Here is a 15,363-nt window from a genome sequence, read left to right as displayed (position 1 = left end):
GGGGCTACGTGCAAGATCGTTCACATTAGCCAAAACCCGCGCAAGCCCCCATAGGACGCGTCCTATTCTTGCACCTATTGTTCTTGCGCCTGTAGATAAGGCCGGATTTCTTGCTGCAACACCCCCATGGTCGCGGACAAGGTTTGCCAATGCTGCGCCAGTTCATCGTCACGGTGCTCCCGGGCACTGGTTTCGAGGGCGATGCAGGCCTTGGCCAATGGCAGCGCATCCACCAGGCAACAAATACCCTTGAGACGATGCAGGCTGGCCCGCAACTGCGCCAGGTCGCGCTCGGCCATGGCGCTGCCCAACAAGCGGTGCTCGTGTTCAAGGTTGTTCGCCAGCTCCTGCAACATGCTTTGCAGGATCGGCCCGTCGGCCTGGGTCATCTTGCGCAGAGCCTGCAGGTCGAAGGCAGGTACGGCCGTGACCCGGGCCAATACCTGGGTCCATTGCTCCAGGGTCACCGGCTTGACCAGCAGCACATCCATACCCGCCTGCCGGCCGCGTTGCCCTTCGTCTTCCTGGGCATCGGCAGTGCAACCAACCAACGCGCAACGCGGGCGCTGCTCCTGGGCTTCTATCTGGCGAATGGCCTCGGCCAGGGCATAACCCGACATACCCGGCATATGACAATCGGTCACCAGCACGTCGAACGCCTCGCTGCGCCAACGTTGCAATGCCGCCTCGGCACTATTGAGGGCCACCACCTGATGCCCGAGGAATTGCAACTGCTGGGCCAGCACCAGGCGGTTGGCCGGCAGGTCGTCGACAATCAGCACCGACAATGCCCGGCCCGGTGCCTGCACAGGCACGGCGGCGGCTGGCGCGGGCAGGTCGTCACTGCCGACCCGGTCCAGGCGCAGGTCGATGCACACGGTGGTGCCTTCGCCCAAGGCACTGTGCAGGGTGATCTCCCCACCCATCAAATCCACCAACTGCTGGCAGATGCTCAAGCCCAACCCGGTGCCGCCATGCTCGGCCGCTGTCAGCGGGCTGCCCTGGATAAACGGCTTGAACACCCGGGCCTGCTGTTCAACGCTGATACCGGGCCCGGTGTCTTCGACGCACAGGTGCAGGTATTCATGACCGTCACCATCCACCTGGCAGGCCACACGCAGGCGCACTTCTCCGTGCTGCGTGAATTTCAGCGCATTGCCCAGCAGGTTATGCATGACCTGGCGCAGGCGTAGCGGGTCGAACCAATAGAAGCCTTGCGCCTGGGGATCAAACGCCAGGGTCAGGTGCAGGCCCTTTTTCTGCGCGGTGGCTTCAAACAGTCGCTGGATGCCTTCAAAGAAACCTTTCAGGTCGGTGGTCTGTGGCGCCAGTTGCAGGTGGCCGGCTTCGATCTTCGCCAGGTCCAGGCTATCGCCCATCAAGGCGATCAGTTCCCGTGCCGAACGATGGGCCACCTGCAGCGCCTCGGAGACAGGCGCCCCCGAGGCCAGGGCGCGTTCCTGCTCCAGTTCGAGCAGGCCGATAATCGCCGTCATCGGTGTACGGATCTCATGGCTGAGGTTCGACACAAAGGCGCTCTTGGCGTAGTTCGCGGCATCAGCGGCGCGCCGTGCGTCCATCAGTTGGGTTTCCAGGACCTTGCGCTCGTTGATATCCACCCAACCGCCAAGCAAGCCCTGCAACTGACCCTTGGCGTCATAAAACGGCACGGTCCATTGATAAACGTGGGCAATGCCGCCGTTGAACTCCAACTGGCGGTCGACAAACAACGACTGCTGTGTGGCCAGTTGCTCCATATGCCCGATATGCAGGCGCCAGGCCGTGGTGTCAGGCAGCACTGCGCTCTGTGGCAGGGTCAGGCCGCGAATCAGCTCCAGCCGGGTGGACATCTGTTGCTCATAGCTTTTGTTGCAGGTGACCAGGCGGCCAGCAAGATCGCGCACAAATACGGGGTTGGGAATACCGTCGAGCAAGGCCCGCTTGAAGGCCAACTGGTCATTGAGCCGCCGCTCGGCCTCGACCCGCTGGCGGATCTGGCGCTTGAGCCGGCTGTTCCAGACGAGCGACATCAGCACCAACAGCAGCGCCGTGGCGACCGTCCAGTAGGCCCACGACGGCACCCGCTGCCAGGCGGGCACCGGGACTGCCACCGCGCCCATCCAACGCAAGCGCAGGGCGCTCAGTTCAGCCACCGGCAAGGCCTCCAGGGCCTTGTTCAAAATACTCAGCAACTCGGGATGGTCCTTGCGTACGGCCAGGCTGTCGCTGGACCACTTGCCATCGACGCTGCGACCGACCCGCAACTCATCGGTCGGGTAACTCTGTACCTCCACTTCACTCTGGATGGTCGCGTCGGCGTCTCCCCGGGCGACCAAAGCGCGGGCCTCGATGTAGTTGGGCACCAGGCGCAGGCGGATCTCTGGGTATTCGCGACGGATATAGGCCTCCAGCACATGCCGCGCGGGCAACGCCAAGACCTTGCCCGAGAGGTGGCTCAGGTTGATCACCGGCGGCGCATCGACCCGTTCGACAAACACCCAGCCGGCGCCGCCAAAACCATGGCTGAAATCGAGAAAGCGCCGGCGCTCGGTATTTTCCACCAGGGTGGTACTCATGTCCGCACCGTGGGTTTCCAGGAGTTCCAGGGTTTGCGCGGTAGAAAACACTTCCTCGAGGACAAACTGCACACCGGTCATGCGTGACAGGCGATTAAGCAGGTCGATATTCATCCCTACCCAACGGCCGTCCTTGTCCTTGAATACATACGGCGAGTATTGCTGGGCCGCCACCACTACCTGGGGATGGCGCAGCATCCAGGCCTGCTCGGCGGCGGTCAGGGGGATACGCTCACCGTCAACGTCCACCCCCAGGCCGGTGGTCCAGCGAGCGAGAATTTCGCGGCGTACCGAGTCATCGATGCTGTGCAGCGCGCGGTCCATCATCCGGCCCAACAAGGGGTCGGCCTGGCGCGTGGCGAAGGCAAAGCCAATCGGCGCCAGGCGGCTCTGCTCCTTGATCTGCATCCCCAGGTAAGGTCGCAGGGACTTGTAGGCACGCACGATCACTTCATTGCCGATAAACGCATCCACATCGCCCTGGGCCAGGGCTTCCAGGCCGCTGTAGAGGTTGGGCGCGAGCATGATGTGGCTTTGCGGGTACGCCGCATGCACGTTCTTGACGTTGGCGTAGCCATCAAGCAACACGACTTTCTTATCCTTGAGATCGTCTTGCAGGACGTCATCAGTACGCACCACGACCACTGAACGATCCGGCATATAGTCCGGGGTAAAGGCCAGGCCGGGCACATCCCGCTCGTAGCCGTTGGCACTGGTGAGGATATCAATAGCGCCGCTGCGCAACGCCTCCACCGCCTGGGCCCGCTCTGCAAAACCCATCACCTGCATCGGCACGCCGAGCCGCGCGCCCACCAGGCTCAAGTAATCGGCGCTGATACCCTGGTAGCGATTGTGATCACGGGTGATATCGATGGGTTGGTAATCATCGATAGAGATCCCCACTTTCAAGGTGCGATGCTGTGCCAGCCACTGCCGTTCGGCGGGCGCCAGGGTCATGGGCGGCAGGGTGATAAACGCCGGCACCAGATTGAACGGCAGGCTGACGGCGGCCAGGCTGACGGGCAGTTGGCCGAGCAGGAGCAGGCTCAGTAGGCACTGGCGCCATCGGGTCGTGAACGGCACCTTGTGGGCTTCCTTGTTGGTTGTTATCGGGTGTGCTGCGGTAACCGCGCTTAAGGATCAACTCCCACCTGTGGCGAGGAGGCTTGCCCTCCGCTGGGCTGCGCAGCAGCCCCATTAAGACCTACTCAGTTTAATCAGATATACCGAGGTGGGGGTGTTGGGGCTGCTACGCAGCCCAGCGGGGGACAAGCCCCCTCGCCACAGGTGACCAAGAAAAACGGCGCTGGCCCATTTCTGGACAAGCGCCGTTTTCATTACGCGAGCAGCACTCCTGGACTCAGAGCGGCTTCCCACGATTGCCATGCTGGCTGACAAACGCCTGGATGGCTTTGAGGTCGTTAGGCAGCACGGTGCAACGCTCTTCACGCTCGAACAGGTCAGCCAGGTGCGGCGGCAGTTCCAGGGCTTTGCCGACACCGGCCTTCTGCACCGCCTCGGGGAATTTCACCGGATGGGCCGTGCCGAGGATGACCATCGGAATATCCAGGCTACGGCGGCATTCGCGCGCGGCCTTGACGCCAATGGCGGTGTGCGGGTCCAGCAGCTCGCCGGTCTGGGCATAGACTTCGGCGATGGTCTCGCAGGTCTGGGCATCGTCCACCGCCAGGGAGTCGAACAGCTTGCGGGTTTCGGTCCAGCGCTCCTGGTCGACGCTGAAACCGCCACCTTGCTTGAAGCTGTCCATCAGGCCGGCCAGGGCTGCGCCGTTGCGACCGTGCATGTCGAACAGCAAACGCTCGAAGTTCGACGAGACCATGATGTCCATCGACGGCGACAGGGTCGCGTGCAGGGTTTCCTTGACGTACTGGTTGCCACTCATGAAGCGGTGCAGGATGTCGTTGCGGTTGGTGGCGACGATCAATTGGTTGATCGGCAGGCCCATGTTGCGCGCCAGGTAGCCGGCGAAGATATCGCCGAAGTTGCCGGTCGGCACCGAGAACGACACCGAACGCGCCGGCCCGCCCAGCTGCAGCGAGGCGTGGAAGTAGTAAACGATCTGGGCCATGATCCGCGCCCAGTTGATCGAGTTCACCGCTACCAGGCGCGTGCCCTTGAGGAAGCTCTGGTCGGCAAAGCTGGCCTTGACCATTTCCTGGCAGTCATCGAAGTTGCCTTCGACGGCGATGTTGTGGATGTTCTCGCCAAAGATAGTGGTCATCTGCCGGCGCTGCACGTCCGAGACACGGTTGTGCGGGTGCAGGATGAAAATGTCGACGTTTTCGCAGTGCTTGCAGCCTTCGATGGCCGCCGAGCCGGTATCACCGGAGGTGGCACCGATGATCACCACGCGTTCGCCGCGTTTCTCCAGCACGTAGTCCAGCAGGCGACCGAGCAGTTGCAGGGCGAAATCCTTGAACGCCAGGGTCGGGCCGTGGAACAGCTCCAGCACCCATTCGTTGCCGTTCAGTTGGCGCAACGGAGCGATGGCGTTGTGGGAGAACACGCCGTAGGTTTCTTCGAGGATCTTTTTGAAATCGGCATCGGGGATGCTGCCGGTGACGAACGGGCGCATGACCCGGAACGCCAGCTCGTGGTACGGCAGGCCGGCCCAGGAGGCGATTTCTTCCTGGGTGAAACGTGGCAGGTTTTCCGGCACGTACAGACCGCCGTCGGTGGCGAGGCCTGCGAGCAGGACGTCTTCGAAATTCAGGGCCGGTGCCTGGCCGCGGGTGCTGATGTAACGCATGACTGGCTCCTCTACAACATTCTTGAACAGAGGCCGCCGAACCTGCGGGGCCTCTGCAACCTATCGTTAGTTAAGGTGTTCGACGCGGATCCGTACCACCGGCCCGACCACGCCTTGCAAGGCTTCCAGGGCGGCGATGGCATCGTTCATGTGCTGTTCCAGCACACGGTGCGTCAGCAGGATCATGGGTACCAGGCCGTCGTGTTCTTCGACCTCCTTCTGCATGATCGACTCAATGTTGATACCGCGCTCCGATAGGATGCTGGCCACCTGGGCCAACACGCCCGGATGATCCTTGGCCTGGATGCGCAGGTAGTAGGAGCTTTCGCAGGCTTCGATCGGCAGGATCGGGTGCGCCGACAGCGAGTCCGGTTGGAAGGCCAGGTGCGGCACGCGGTTTTCCGGGTCGCTGGTCATGGCGCGAACCACGTCCACCAGGTCGGCAATCACCGAGGAAGCGGTCGGCTCCATGCCGGCGCCAGCGCCGTAGAACAGGGTCGAACCGGCGGCGTCGCCATTGACCATCACCGCGTTCATCACGCCATTGACGTTGGCGATCAGGCGATCGGCCGGGATCAGGGTCGGGTGTACGCGCAATTCGATACCGGCCGCGGTGCTGCGCGCCACGCCCAGGTGCTTGATGCGGTAGCCCAGGGCTTCGGCGTAGTTCACGTCGGCGGTGGTCAGCTTGGTGATGCCTTCGGTGTAGGCCTTGTCGAACTGCAGCGGAATGCCAAAGGCGATGGACGCCAGGATAGTCAGCTTATGCGCTGCGTCGATGCCCTCGACGTCAAATGTCGGGTCGGCTTCGGCGTAACCCAGGGCCTGGGCTTCGGCCAGCACGTCTTCGAAGGTACGGCCCTTCTCGCGCATTTCGGTCAGGATGAAGTTACCGGTGCCGTTGATGATGCCGGCTACCCAGTTGATGCGGTTGGCCGACAGGCCTTCACGGATCGCCTTGATCACCGGGATACCGCCGGCCACCGCTGCTTCGAACGCAACGATCACTCCCTTCTCGCGGGCCTTGGCGAAGATCTCATTGCCGTGCACGGCAATCAGCGCCTTGTTGGCCGTGACCACATGCTTGCCGTTTTCGATGGCCTTGAGCACCAGCTCACGGGCGACGGTGTAGCCGCCCACCAGCTCGATGACGATATCGATTTCAGGGTTGGTGGCCACGTCGAAGACGTCGTTGGTAATCGCAATACCGGTCGTTTGGTACTGAGGCTTTGGCGTACGCATGGCAATTTGTGCCACTTCAATCCCACGCCCTGCACGGCGGGAAATTTCCTCAGCATTACGCTGAAGTACGTTCAAGGTGCCGCCACCGACGGTCCCTAACCCACAGATGCCTACTTTGACCGGTTTCACTGAAGAACTCCCCATGAAACGGCCGACTCAAGGTCGGCCGTGAAAAACAGCCGCACAACTGCGGCTCGCTATTAATGACCCGTCGACAGCTCGGCGGGTCTGACCGTCAAAGGCTCGACGATACTGCTTATTTGGCACCCAACGCCAGTTTGGCGATTTGTGGTGCAGGCTGGTAGCCCGGAATGACCTGGCCGTCTGCCAAAACGATGGCCGGCGTACCGTTCACGCCGATCGACTGGCCCAGGTTGAACTGCTTGGACACCGGGTTGGCACAGGCAGCAGCCTTGATGTCCTTGCCGTCGACCATCTTGTCCATGGCGGCTTTCTTGTCAGCCGAACACCAGACCGCTTGCAACTGCTTGTCGCCCGGCGAACCCAGGCCCTGGCGCGGGAACGCGACGTAGCGCACTTCGACGCCCATCTTGTTCAGCTCAGGCACTTCGGCGTGCAATTTGTGGCAGTACGGGCAGGTGGTGTCGGTGAATACGGTGATGTGGGTCTTGGTCTCGCCAATGGCCGGGTACACCACGGTTTCGGCAACCGGAATACCGTTGATCAACTTGGACACGCCCAGGCGCTCGGCCTTCTCGGTGAGGTTGACCGGCTTGCCGTCTTTCAACTGGAACAGGTAGCCCTGGACGATGTACTGGCCGTCGGCACTGGCGTACAGCACGCGGCTGCCCTTGAGTTTGACTTCATACAGGCCGGCCATGGGGCTGGCGCTGATGCTTTCGACCGGGGTTTCGAGTTGGAGGCTTTCCAGACTCTTACGGATTGTCTTCTCGGCGGCGTCATCGGCGACGGCAAAGGTTGAGACCAACGCAATAGCTGCGGCGGCGAAAATCTGGGTCAAGCGCATGGGAACTCCTGAAGGCAGATGCAGGGACGAAGGCCAGGACGCCGATCTGGAAACACGGCTCGGGGCCGTCCCCTTTGCAAACCGGCAAAGCCTACCACAATTGGGCGCCAGGGCAGACGCCGGCGGCCAAATTGGGGCCTGTCAGCCCCTTGGGTGATGTTTGGCGTGCAGCTCCTGCAACCTTGCGCGCGCCACGTGGGTGTAAATCTGCGTGGTCGACAGATCGCTATGACCCAGCAACATCTGCACCACCCGCAAGTCCGCGCCGTGGTTGAGCAAATGGGTGGCGAACGCATGGCGCAGGGTGTGGGGGGACAGCGACTTGCCGATCCCGGCCACCTTGGCCTGGTGCTTGATGCGATGCCAGAAGGTCTGGCGGGTCATCTGCTCGCCGCGCAGGCTGGGAAACAGCACGTCACTGGGGCGCCCGCCGAGCAGTTCGCTGCGGGCATCGCGCATATAGCGCTCGACCCACACGATCGCCTCTTCACCCATGGGCACCAGGCGTTCCTTGCTGCCCTTGCCCATCACCCGTAACACGCCCTGGCGCAGGTTGACCTGCTCCAGGGTCAGGCTGATCAGCTCGGTGACGCGCAGGCCGCAGGCATACAACACCTCCAGCATGGCGCGGTCACGCTGGCCGATGGCCTCGCTCAGGTCGGGCGCGGCCAGCAGGGCTTCAACGTCGGCTTCCGACAGGGATTTGGGCAATGGCCTGCCGAGTTGCGGCATATCGACTTGCAGGGTCGGGTCGACCGCAATCAGCTTTTCCCGGAGCAAGTAGCGATAAAACCCACGTACTCCCGAGAGAAATCTTGCGGTGGAGCGCGGTTTGTAGTTTTGTTCAAGGCGCCAGGCCAGGTGATCGAGGATCAACTCGCGCCCGGCTTGGCTCAGCTCGAGGTTTCTCTCCAATAGCCAGCCATTGAACAGAGCCAGGTCGCTGCGGTAGGACTGGCGAGTGTTGTCCGACAGGCCTTTTTCCAGCCAGAGGGCATCAAGGAAGCGGTCGATCAGGGGGTGGTCAATGGCGGGCATGGGGGCTCAGGTTGATTACTTCAGTGTCTGGTAGATCCTATCGCAGGCAAGCCAGCTCCCACAGGGAAATACATGCCTTGCCTGCAAGAGCAGCGACGCGGTCTCAGGTCAGTCTACAAACCCTGGCAGCACCGGCACCGGACGCTTGTCGGCATCGATTGCCACAAAGCTGAACACACCCTGGATCGCCTTCTCGCGGCCATCGGCACTCATGCTCTCGACAAACACTTGCACTTCTACCTTGAGGCTGGTGTTACCGACCTTGATCACCCGGCCAATCAGTTCGACGATGGAACCGGCCGGGATCGCGTGGTTGAAGTCGATACGATCGGTGGAAACCGTCACCAGCGGCAAGCGGCAGAAACGTGTGGCGGTAATGAATGACACTTCATCCATCCACGCCAATGCAGTGCCGCCAAACAGCGTGTTGTGGTGGTTGGTGGTCGGCGGGAATACGGCCTTGGTTACATGGGTCACAGACAGGTCGGTGCGACGCTGGATTTCTTCGAGACGGGTGGTCATGAACGGGTTCCGGGCAAGTGGCAAATTTCAGGCACAAAAAAGCAGCCCGTAGGCTGCTTTTTTCTGCATCGGGAAGCTGGACTTAAGCCAGTTTTTCCTTGATGCGAGCTGCTTTACCGGACAGGTCACGCAGGTAGTACAGCTTGGCTTTACGTACGTCACCGCGACGTTTAACGGCCATGCTGTCGATTTGCGGGCTGTAGGTCTGGAAAGTACGCTCTACGCCAACACCGTTGGAGATTTTACGAACAGTGAAAGCACTGTTCACACCACGGTTACGCTTGGCGATAACTACGCCTTCGAACGCTTGCAGACGCGAACGGTCGCCTTCCTTCACTTTCACCTGAACGACAATGGTGTCGCCCGGGGCAAAGGTAGGGATCTCTTTGGTCATCTGCTCTGCTTCGAGTGCAAGGATGATTTTGTTAGTCATGCTGTGCTCCTAAGGTAAATCGTCGGATCTACCATCGATACGTTGTTAACTATCGTCCCGCCCGAGGATGTATTCCTCGAGCAGCTTCTTCTCTTCTCCAGAAAGCGAGCGGCTTTCCAGAAGATCGGCGCGTCGTTCATAGGTCCGACCAAGGGACTGCTGTAAACGCCAACGCCGGATGTGTGCGTGATTGCCACTTAGCAATACGTCGGGAACACGCTGATCCGCATACACCTCCGGTCGGGTGTAGTGCGGGCAATCCAGCAAACCATCCGTGAAGGAATCTTCCTCCGCGGAGTCCGCATGCCCTAAAGCTCCAGGCAGCAGTCGTGTAACCGCATCTATCAGGACCATCGCCGGCAGCTCACCGCCAGACAGGACATAGTCCCCAATCGACCACTCTTCATCGACATGAGCGTCAATAAAACGCTCGTCAATGCCTTCATAGCGACCGGCAATCAGGATCAGTGCTTCCTCATTCGCCAGTTCGCGTACCGCAGCCTGTTTCAGCTGGCGGCCTTGAGGGGACAGGTAAATTACCTTCGCCTTCTCCCCTGCTGCTGCCTTGGCCTGAACCAGGGCGTCTTCCAGGGGCTTGATCTTCATCACCATGCCCGGGCCACCGCCAAATGGGCGATCGTCCACAGTGTGATGTCGATCCGTCGTGTAGTCTCGCGGGTTCCAACAAGTGAGCTGCAAGAGCCCTTGTTTCACCGCCCGACTGGTGATGCCGTACTCGCTGATGGCGGAAAACATCTCGGGAAACAAACTGATCACTTCAATGCGCAAATTAGCCACGCTTAGAAGTCCGCATCCCATTCCACCTTCATTTCGCCCGCTGCCAGGTCGACGGCCAACACACATTGCTCGGTATAGGGCAACAGGCGTTCGCGATCATCCAGGCTGCCAGCGCAAGGCTTGACCACCATTACATCATTGGCGCCGGTTTCCAGAAGATGATCGATTTTCCCAAGCAATTGCCCGAGTTGATCAATAACCTTCAGACCTTCCAGCTGGTACCAGTAGTACTCGCCGTCGGTCAATTCAGGGAACAAGTTGCGCGGCACGCAGATCTCATAACCGGCCAGAAGACGTGCTTCTTCACGATCATCGAGACCCTTGAGCTTTGCGACCAGGAACTTGTCGTTCCCACGTCCACTGACCAGCTCGACCTGTTTCACACTACCTTCGCGCTTGAGCGTCCAGGTCTTGTACTGCAACAGGTTTTCAGTCGGATCAGTAAAGGAATACACCTTCACTTCGCCGCGAACGCCATGAACAGAGTAAATCTTGCCGATAACGATCAAATCATCAGCAACAGCTGGCGTCGCGTTCATATTGCTCAGGCTGCGGCCTTAGCCGAGTCCTTCAACAACTTGGCAACACGCTCGGAAGGCTGTGCACCAACGCTCAGCCAGTAGGCTACGCGCTCTTGGTTCACGGACAGACGAACTTCTTGACCACGAGCAACAGGGTTGAAGAAACCAACCTGTTCCTTGTGCGAACCGTCACGCGGGTTGCGGCTGTCGGTTACGGTCAAGTGGTAAAACGGGCGCTTTTTGGAGCCGCCAAGGGCAAGACGGATTGTTAGCATGTGAACATCGTTCCTGTAGTCGGTGCTGCAAATCTAAATGCACAGCGGGCATGGGTGCCCGAAAGGCCGCATATTCTAAGGAATATCCGGACTTTTGCAAATGTCTTTTTCCGGCGCCTGACCGCGTGCCATTCAGATTTGCTATAGAGCCGTCGGTTAAAACGGCGAGTCAGCTCCCGCCAACGGCGGGTTTGCTGGAGATCCCACGTCCCTGTGGGTCTGCACAAGAGCGAACTCTTGCGCGAATTCTTTACATCTTCGGCATGCCACGACCGGGCATCATACCGCCCATACCGCGCATCATTTTGGCCATGCCGCCTTTGGCCGAGAATTTCTTCATCATCTTTTGCATCTGCTTGTGCTGCTTGATCAAGCGACCAATGTCCTGCACCTGGGTGCCGGAACCCATGGCGATCCGACGCTTGCGCGAACCGCTGATCAGCTCAGGGTCGCGGCGCTCGGCCGGGGTCATGGAGTTGATGATGGCTTCCATCTGCTTGAACTGCTTCTCTGCCGCACCCTGGGCATTGCCCATTTGCGCCAGGTTCACACCGCCGATGTTCGGCAGTTTGTCCATCAGGCCGCCGAGGCCGCCCATGTTCTTCATCTGTTGCAGCTGATCACGGAAGTCTTCGAGGTCGAAGCCCTTGCCCTTCTTCAGCTTCTTGGCCAGTTTGTCGGCCTTGTCCTTGTCGAGGGTCTGTTCGGCCTGCTCGATCAGGCTGAGCACGTCGCCCATGCCGAGGATACGCGAGGCGATACGCTCAGGGTGGAACGGCTCGAGCGCTTCGGTCTTCTCGCCCATACCGATGAACTTGATCGGCTTGCCGGTGATTGCGCGCACCGACAGTGCGGCACCGCCACGGGCATCACCGTCGACCTTGGTCAGGATCACGCCGGTCAGCGGCAGTGCATCACCAAAGGCCTTGGCGGTGTTGGCCGCATCCTGGCCGGTCATGGCGTCGACCACGAACAGCGTTTCTACCGGGTTGATCGCGGCATGCAGCGCCTTGATCTCGCCCATCATCTCTTCATCGATGTGCAGGCGACCGGCGGTATCGACGATCACCACGTCGATGAACTTGAGCTTGGCTTCTTTAATAGCCGCGTTGGCAATGTCGACCGGCTTCTGGCTCAGGTCGGACGGGAAGAATGTCACGCCGATTTCACCGGCGAGCATTTCCAGCTGCTTGATCGCGGCCGGACGGTATACGTCGGCCGAGACCACCATCACGGACTTTTTCTTGCGCTCTTTGAGGAAGCGCGCCAGCTTGGCAGCGGTGGTGGTCTTACCCGCACCCTGCAAACCGGCCATCAGCACAACGGCCGGCGGCACGGCGCTGAGGTTCAGGTCTTCGTTGGCCGCGCCCATCAGGCTTTCGAGTTCGGCCTGGACGACCTTCACAAAGGCCTGGCCCGGCGTCAGGCTGCGGGACACTTCAGTGCCGACCGCACGTTCCTTGACCGAGTTGACGAAATCCTTGACCACAGGCAAGGCAACGTCGGCTTCCAGCAATGCCATGCGCACTTCGCGCAGGGTGTCTTTAATATTGTCCTCGGTCAGCTTGGCCTTGCCGGTGACATGGCGCAGCGTCTGCGAGAGACGGTCAGTCAGATTTTCAAACATGCGCGATCCTTTCAGGCCCTATTCATCGAAATGCATTGGTAGACCGAGGTAATGGCGGCCCAGGCTGTGATAAATCGCTATTAAAAACAGCGCTCGGCGAGCCTGCGGCGTGGGCAGGTCGCGGATTATAGCGAAGACTGCCGCCATGCACACCCGCTGTCTGGCCCGGTGGTCTTTCGTGGAACGCAGGTGTGTGCCAAACTCATCGGCTTTCGGGCTTGCCTAACAGGATTTATGCTCCCTTTGTCACCCAGTTTGCTACCCAGTCTCGCCGCCGCACTCTTGTATGCCGCTGCGACCCTCTATCAGGGCACCCGCCTGGCTCAACGCGCCAGGGCGGACAAACGCCTGCTGGCCGGGCTTGGCGTGCTCGCCTTGCTGGCCCACGCCGCCAGCCTGTTCACCCACCTGATGACGCCGGTGGGCCTGGGCCTGGACTTTTTCAGCGCCGCCAGCCTGATTGCCGCTGCGGTCATCGCCTTGACGCTGCTGGCCTGCGCGCGGATCCCGGTGGAGAACCTGCTGTTGCTGCTCTTCCCCCTGGGGATGCTGACGGTGCTGCTGGCGCAATTCGCCCCCACCGGCACCGTGCAGGTGATCGATGAAGAGCCGGGCATCCTCGCCCATATCCTGTTGTCGATCCTCGCCTACGGCATGTTCACCATCGCCGTGTTCCAGGCTTTGCTGCTGCTTTTGCAGGACCACCAGCTCAAGCACAAGCATCCTTCGGGGCTGATCAAGAACTTCCCGCCGCTGCAGACCATGGAAAGCCTGCTGTTCGGCTTCCTCTGGGCCGGCTGGACGCTGCTGTCGCTGTCGCTGATTTCCGGCTGGCTGTTCGTCGAGAACCTGTTCGCCCAGCATCTGGTCCACAAGACCCTGCTGGCGTGCCTGGCCTGGGTGGTGTTCAGCGTGCTGCTGTGGGGCCGCAATCGCCTGGGCTGGCGTGGGCACAAAGCGATCCGCTGGACCCTGGCCGGTTTCTGCCTGCTGATGCTGGCGTATTTCGGCAGCAAGCTGGTTCGCGAATTCATCCTGCATATCTGACGGGCAACGATCATGGACAACTTGCCCCTTGAGCCAATGCTCGCGGTAGTCGCGCTGCTGGTGTTGTGGTCGGCGCTGTTTACCGCCATCGAAGCCGCCCAGCACCATTTGCTGGCCCTGCGCCCTGGTACACGCCAGGGCGACAAGGCCGCTGCCCGCCTCAGCTTCCCGCGCAACAGCCTGATCCTGTGCAACACCCTGTGCCGCGCGGTGGTGGTGATTCTCTGCACCCTGCTGGCGATCCGAGCCTGGGCCGAAAACGGTCCCTGGCTCGGCTGGCTGATCTCCAGCGGGCTGTTGCTGGTACTGGCCGACTACCTGCCCCGCACCCTGGCCACCCGCTATCCGCACGCGGTGCTGGGGTTTGGCAATACACTGCTGGGCATCCCGCTGAAGATCCTCTACCCCCTGGCCTGGGTGCTCAATGGCATCAGCCTGCTGCTGCTGCGCCCTTTCGCCCGCAAGTCGGGGATCGTCAAGAATAGCGACGAGCCTCAGCCCGACCGCTCCGACGAGCAGGCCACGGACGACAGCGAAGACCGCGCCCCGGGCATGCCCGGCATCCACGCCCTGGACAACATCACCGTCAATGACATCCTGGTGCCGCGCAGTGAAGTCGACGGCATCAACCTCGATGACCCTATCGAAGACATCATCGAACAGCTGCGCACCTCCCAGCGCACACGCCTGCCGGTGTTCCACAGCGATATCAACCAGGTCGAGGCGGTGCTCAACACCCGCCAGATCCAGCACTTGCTGCCCGACGCCAGCCTGACCAAGGACGCCCTGCTCGCGGCTTGCCACGAGCCGTACTTCGTGCCGGAGAGCACGCCGCTGCAGCTGCAATTGCTGAACTTCCACAAACAACAACGCCGCCTGGGCATGGTGGTGGACGAATATGGCGAAGTGCTGGGCATCGTCACCCTGGAAGACATCCTGGAAGAAATCGTCGGCGAATTCGAAAGCGAACAGAGCCTGGATAACCCGCTGATCCAGCCCCAGCCAGACGGTCGCTACGTGATTGATGGCGCGGTGTCGATCCGCGAACTCAACAAGTGCCTGGGCTGGCACCTGCCCAGCGACGGCCCCAAGACCCTCAACGGCCTGGTGACCGAAGCGCTGGAAACCATTCCCGATTGCGCGGTGTGCCTGAAAATCGGCCGCTATCGCCTGGAAATCCTCGAGACCGAGGACAACCGGGTGAGCAAGGTACTGATCTGGCATATAGGCTCGGCACCGATAGCCACCTGACTCACCGCGGCTGGGCTTGTGTGGGAGCGGGCTTGCCCGCGATAGCATCACCTCGGTATCACTGATACACCGAGGCGCCTGCATCGCGGGCAAGCCCGCATTTGATCTCCTGCGTTCGCACCTCTTGTTGTATCCGCGCGCGCCTTCCTATAATCGATCCCGCTTACCCAAGCCCCGCCCGACCGCGTGCTATCCGCACTGAGCGTGTCCAGGCACCGCTTTATCGTGTCTGACCGGTACTCGCTCCCATCCCGAGCCGATGCCGCGCAATGCCC

Annotated in this window: 13 protein-coding genes; 2 read left to right on the top strand and 11 right to left on the bottom strand. The window is 60.9% G+C overall.

Annotated elements, in window-relative coordinates; translation table 11 throughout:
- Positions 1-74: 74 nt before the first annotated feature.
- The 11 genes from GDV60_RS06370 to ffh all read right to left on the bottom strand — a co-directional run bounded on the left by GDV60_RS06370 (position 75) and on the right by ffh (position 12,790).
- On the bottom strand, positions 75-3,659 hold the full coding sequence (locus tag GDV60_RS06370; protein ID WP_256587912.1) for an ATP-binding protein: 3,585 nt from the start codon (positions 3,657-3,659) through the stop codon (positions 75-77).
- A 277-nt stretch (positions 3,660-3,936) separates the two neighbouring features.
- Entirely contained in the window at positions 3,937-5,346 is a 1,410-nt protein-coding gene (gene thrC, locus GDV60_RS06365) for a threonine synthase (RefSeq protein ID WP_029296283.1), read from the bottom strand.
- A gap of 66 nt (positions 5,347-5,412) precedes the next feature.
- The gene (locus GDV60_RS06360) at positions 5,413-6,717 is read right to left on the bottom strand and encodes a homoserine dehydrogenase (RefSeq protein WP_029296281.1); all 1,305 of its coding nucleotides are present in this window, start codon (positions 6,715-6,717) and stop codon (positions 5,413-5,415) included.
- A 127-nt stretch (positions 6,718-6,844) separates the two neighbouring features.
- The gene (locus GDV60_RS06355) at positions 6,845-7,576 is read right to left on the bottom strand and encodes a thioredoxin fold domain-containing protein (protein ID WP_029296279.1); all 732 of its coding nucleotides are present in this window, start codon (positions 7,574-7,576) and stop codon (positions 6,845-6,847) included.
- 141 nt (positions 7,577-7,717) lie between these two features.
- Positions 7,718-8,614 (bottom strand): site-specific tyrosine recombinase XerD, encoded by an 897-nt coding sequence (xerD, locus tag GDV60_RS06350; protein WP_092233889.1) that lies wholly within the window; start codon positions 8,612-8,614, stop codon positions 7,718-7,720.
- 108 nt (positions 8,615-8,722) lie between these two features.
- Positions 8,723-9,136, bottom strand: coding sequence for an acyl-CoA thioesterase (locus tag GDV60_RS06345; protein WP_070994760.1), 414 nt, complete (start codon positions 9,134-9,136; stop codon positions 8,723-8,725).
- 82 nt (positions 9,137-9,218) lie between these two features.
- Positions 9,219-9,569 (bottom strand): 50S ribosomal protein L19, encoded by a 351-nt coding sequence (gene rplS / locus GDV60_RS06340; protein ID WP_003175895.1) that lies wholly within the window; start codon positions 9,567-9,569, stop codon positions 9,219-9,221.
- A gap of 45 nt (positions 9,570-9,614) precedes the next feature.
- Positions 9,615-10,388 carry a tRNA (guanosine(37)-N1)-methyltransferase TrmD gene (gene trmD, locus GDV60_RS06335; protein WP_169852258.1) on the bottom strand — a complete coding sequence of 258 codons (774 nt, stop codon included), beginning with the start codon at positions 10,386-10,388 and terminating at the stop codon, positions 9,615-9,617.
- On the bottom strand, positions 10,370-10,906 hold the full coding sequence (gene rimM, locus GDV60_RS06330; RefSeq protein WP_010565276.1) for a ribosome maturation factor RimM: 537 nt from the start codon (positions 10,904-10,906) through the stop codon (positions 10,370-10,372). The genes trmD and rimM overlap by 19 nt, the downstream gene beginning before the upstream one ends.
- A gap of 5 nt (positions 10,907-10,911) precedes the next feature.
- Complete coding sequence (gene rpsP / locus GDV60_RS06325) at positions 10,912-11,163, bottom strand: 30S ribosomal protein S16 (RefSeq protein WP_003175899.1); 252 nt, start codon at positions 11,161-11,163, stop codon at positions 10,912-10,914.
- A 250-nt stretch (positions 11,164-11,413) separates the two neighbouring features.
- Positions 11,414-12,790 carry a signal recognition particle protein gene (gene ffh, locus GDV60_RS06320; protein WP_029296179.1) on the bottom strand — a complete coding sequence of 459 codons (1,377 nt, stop codon included), beginning with the start codon at positions 12,788-12,790 and terminating at the stop codon, positions 11,414-11,416.
- Between the two features lie 234 nt (positions 12,791-13,024).
- Here ffh and GDV60_RS06315 point away from each other — a divergent pair, with 234 nt between their 5' ends.
- Together GDV60_RS06315 and GDV60_RS06310 are read left to right on the top strand one after the other, a co-directional pair.
- Positions 13,025-13,837, top strand: a complete 813-nt coding sequence (locus tag GDV60_RS06315; protein WP_029296177.1) for an inner membrane protein YpjD — start codon at positions 13,025-13,027, stop codon at positions 13,835-13,837.
- A gap of 12 nt (positions 13,838-13,849) precedes the next feature.
- Entirely contained in the window at positions 13,850-15,088 is a 1,239-nt protein-coding gene (locus GDV60_RS06310) for an HlyC/CorC family transporter (protein ID WP_159906643.1), read from the top strand.
- Positions 15,089-15,363: the final 275 nt, after the last annotated feature.

This window comes from Pseudomonas sp. DTU12.1, assembly GCF_009873475.1.
GTDB lineage: Bacteria > Pseudomonadota > Gammaproteobacteria > Pseudomonadales > Pseudomonadaceae > Aquipseudomonas > Aquipseudomonas proteolytica.
Note: the sequence above shows the minus strand (reverse complement) of the source record. Positions and strands in the feature narration are given on the sequence as shown.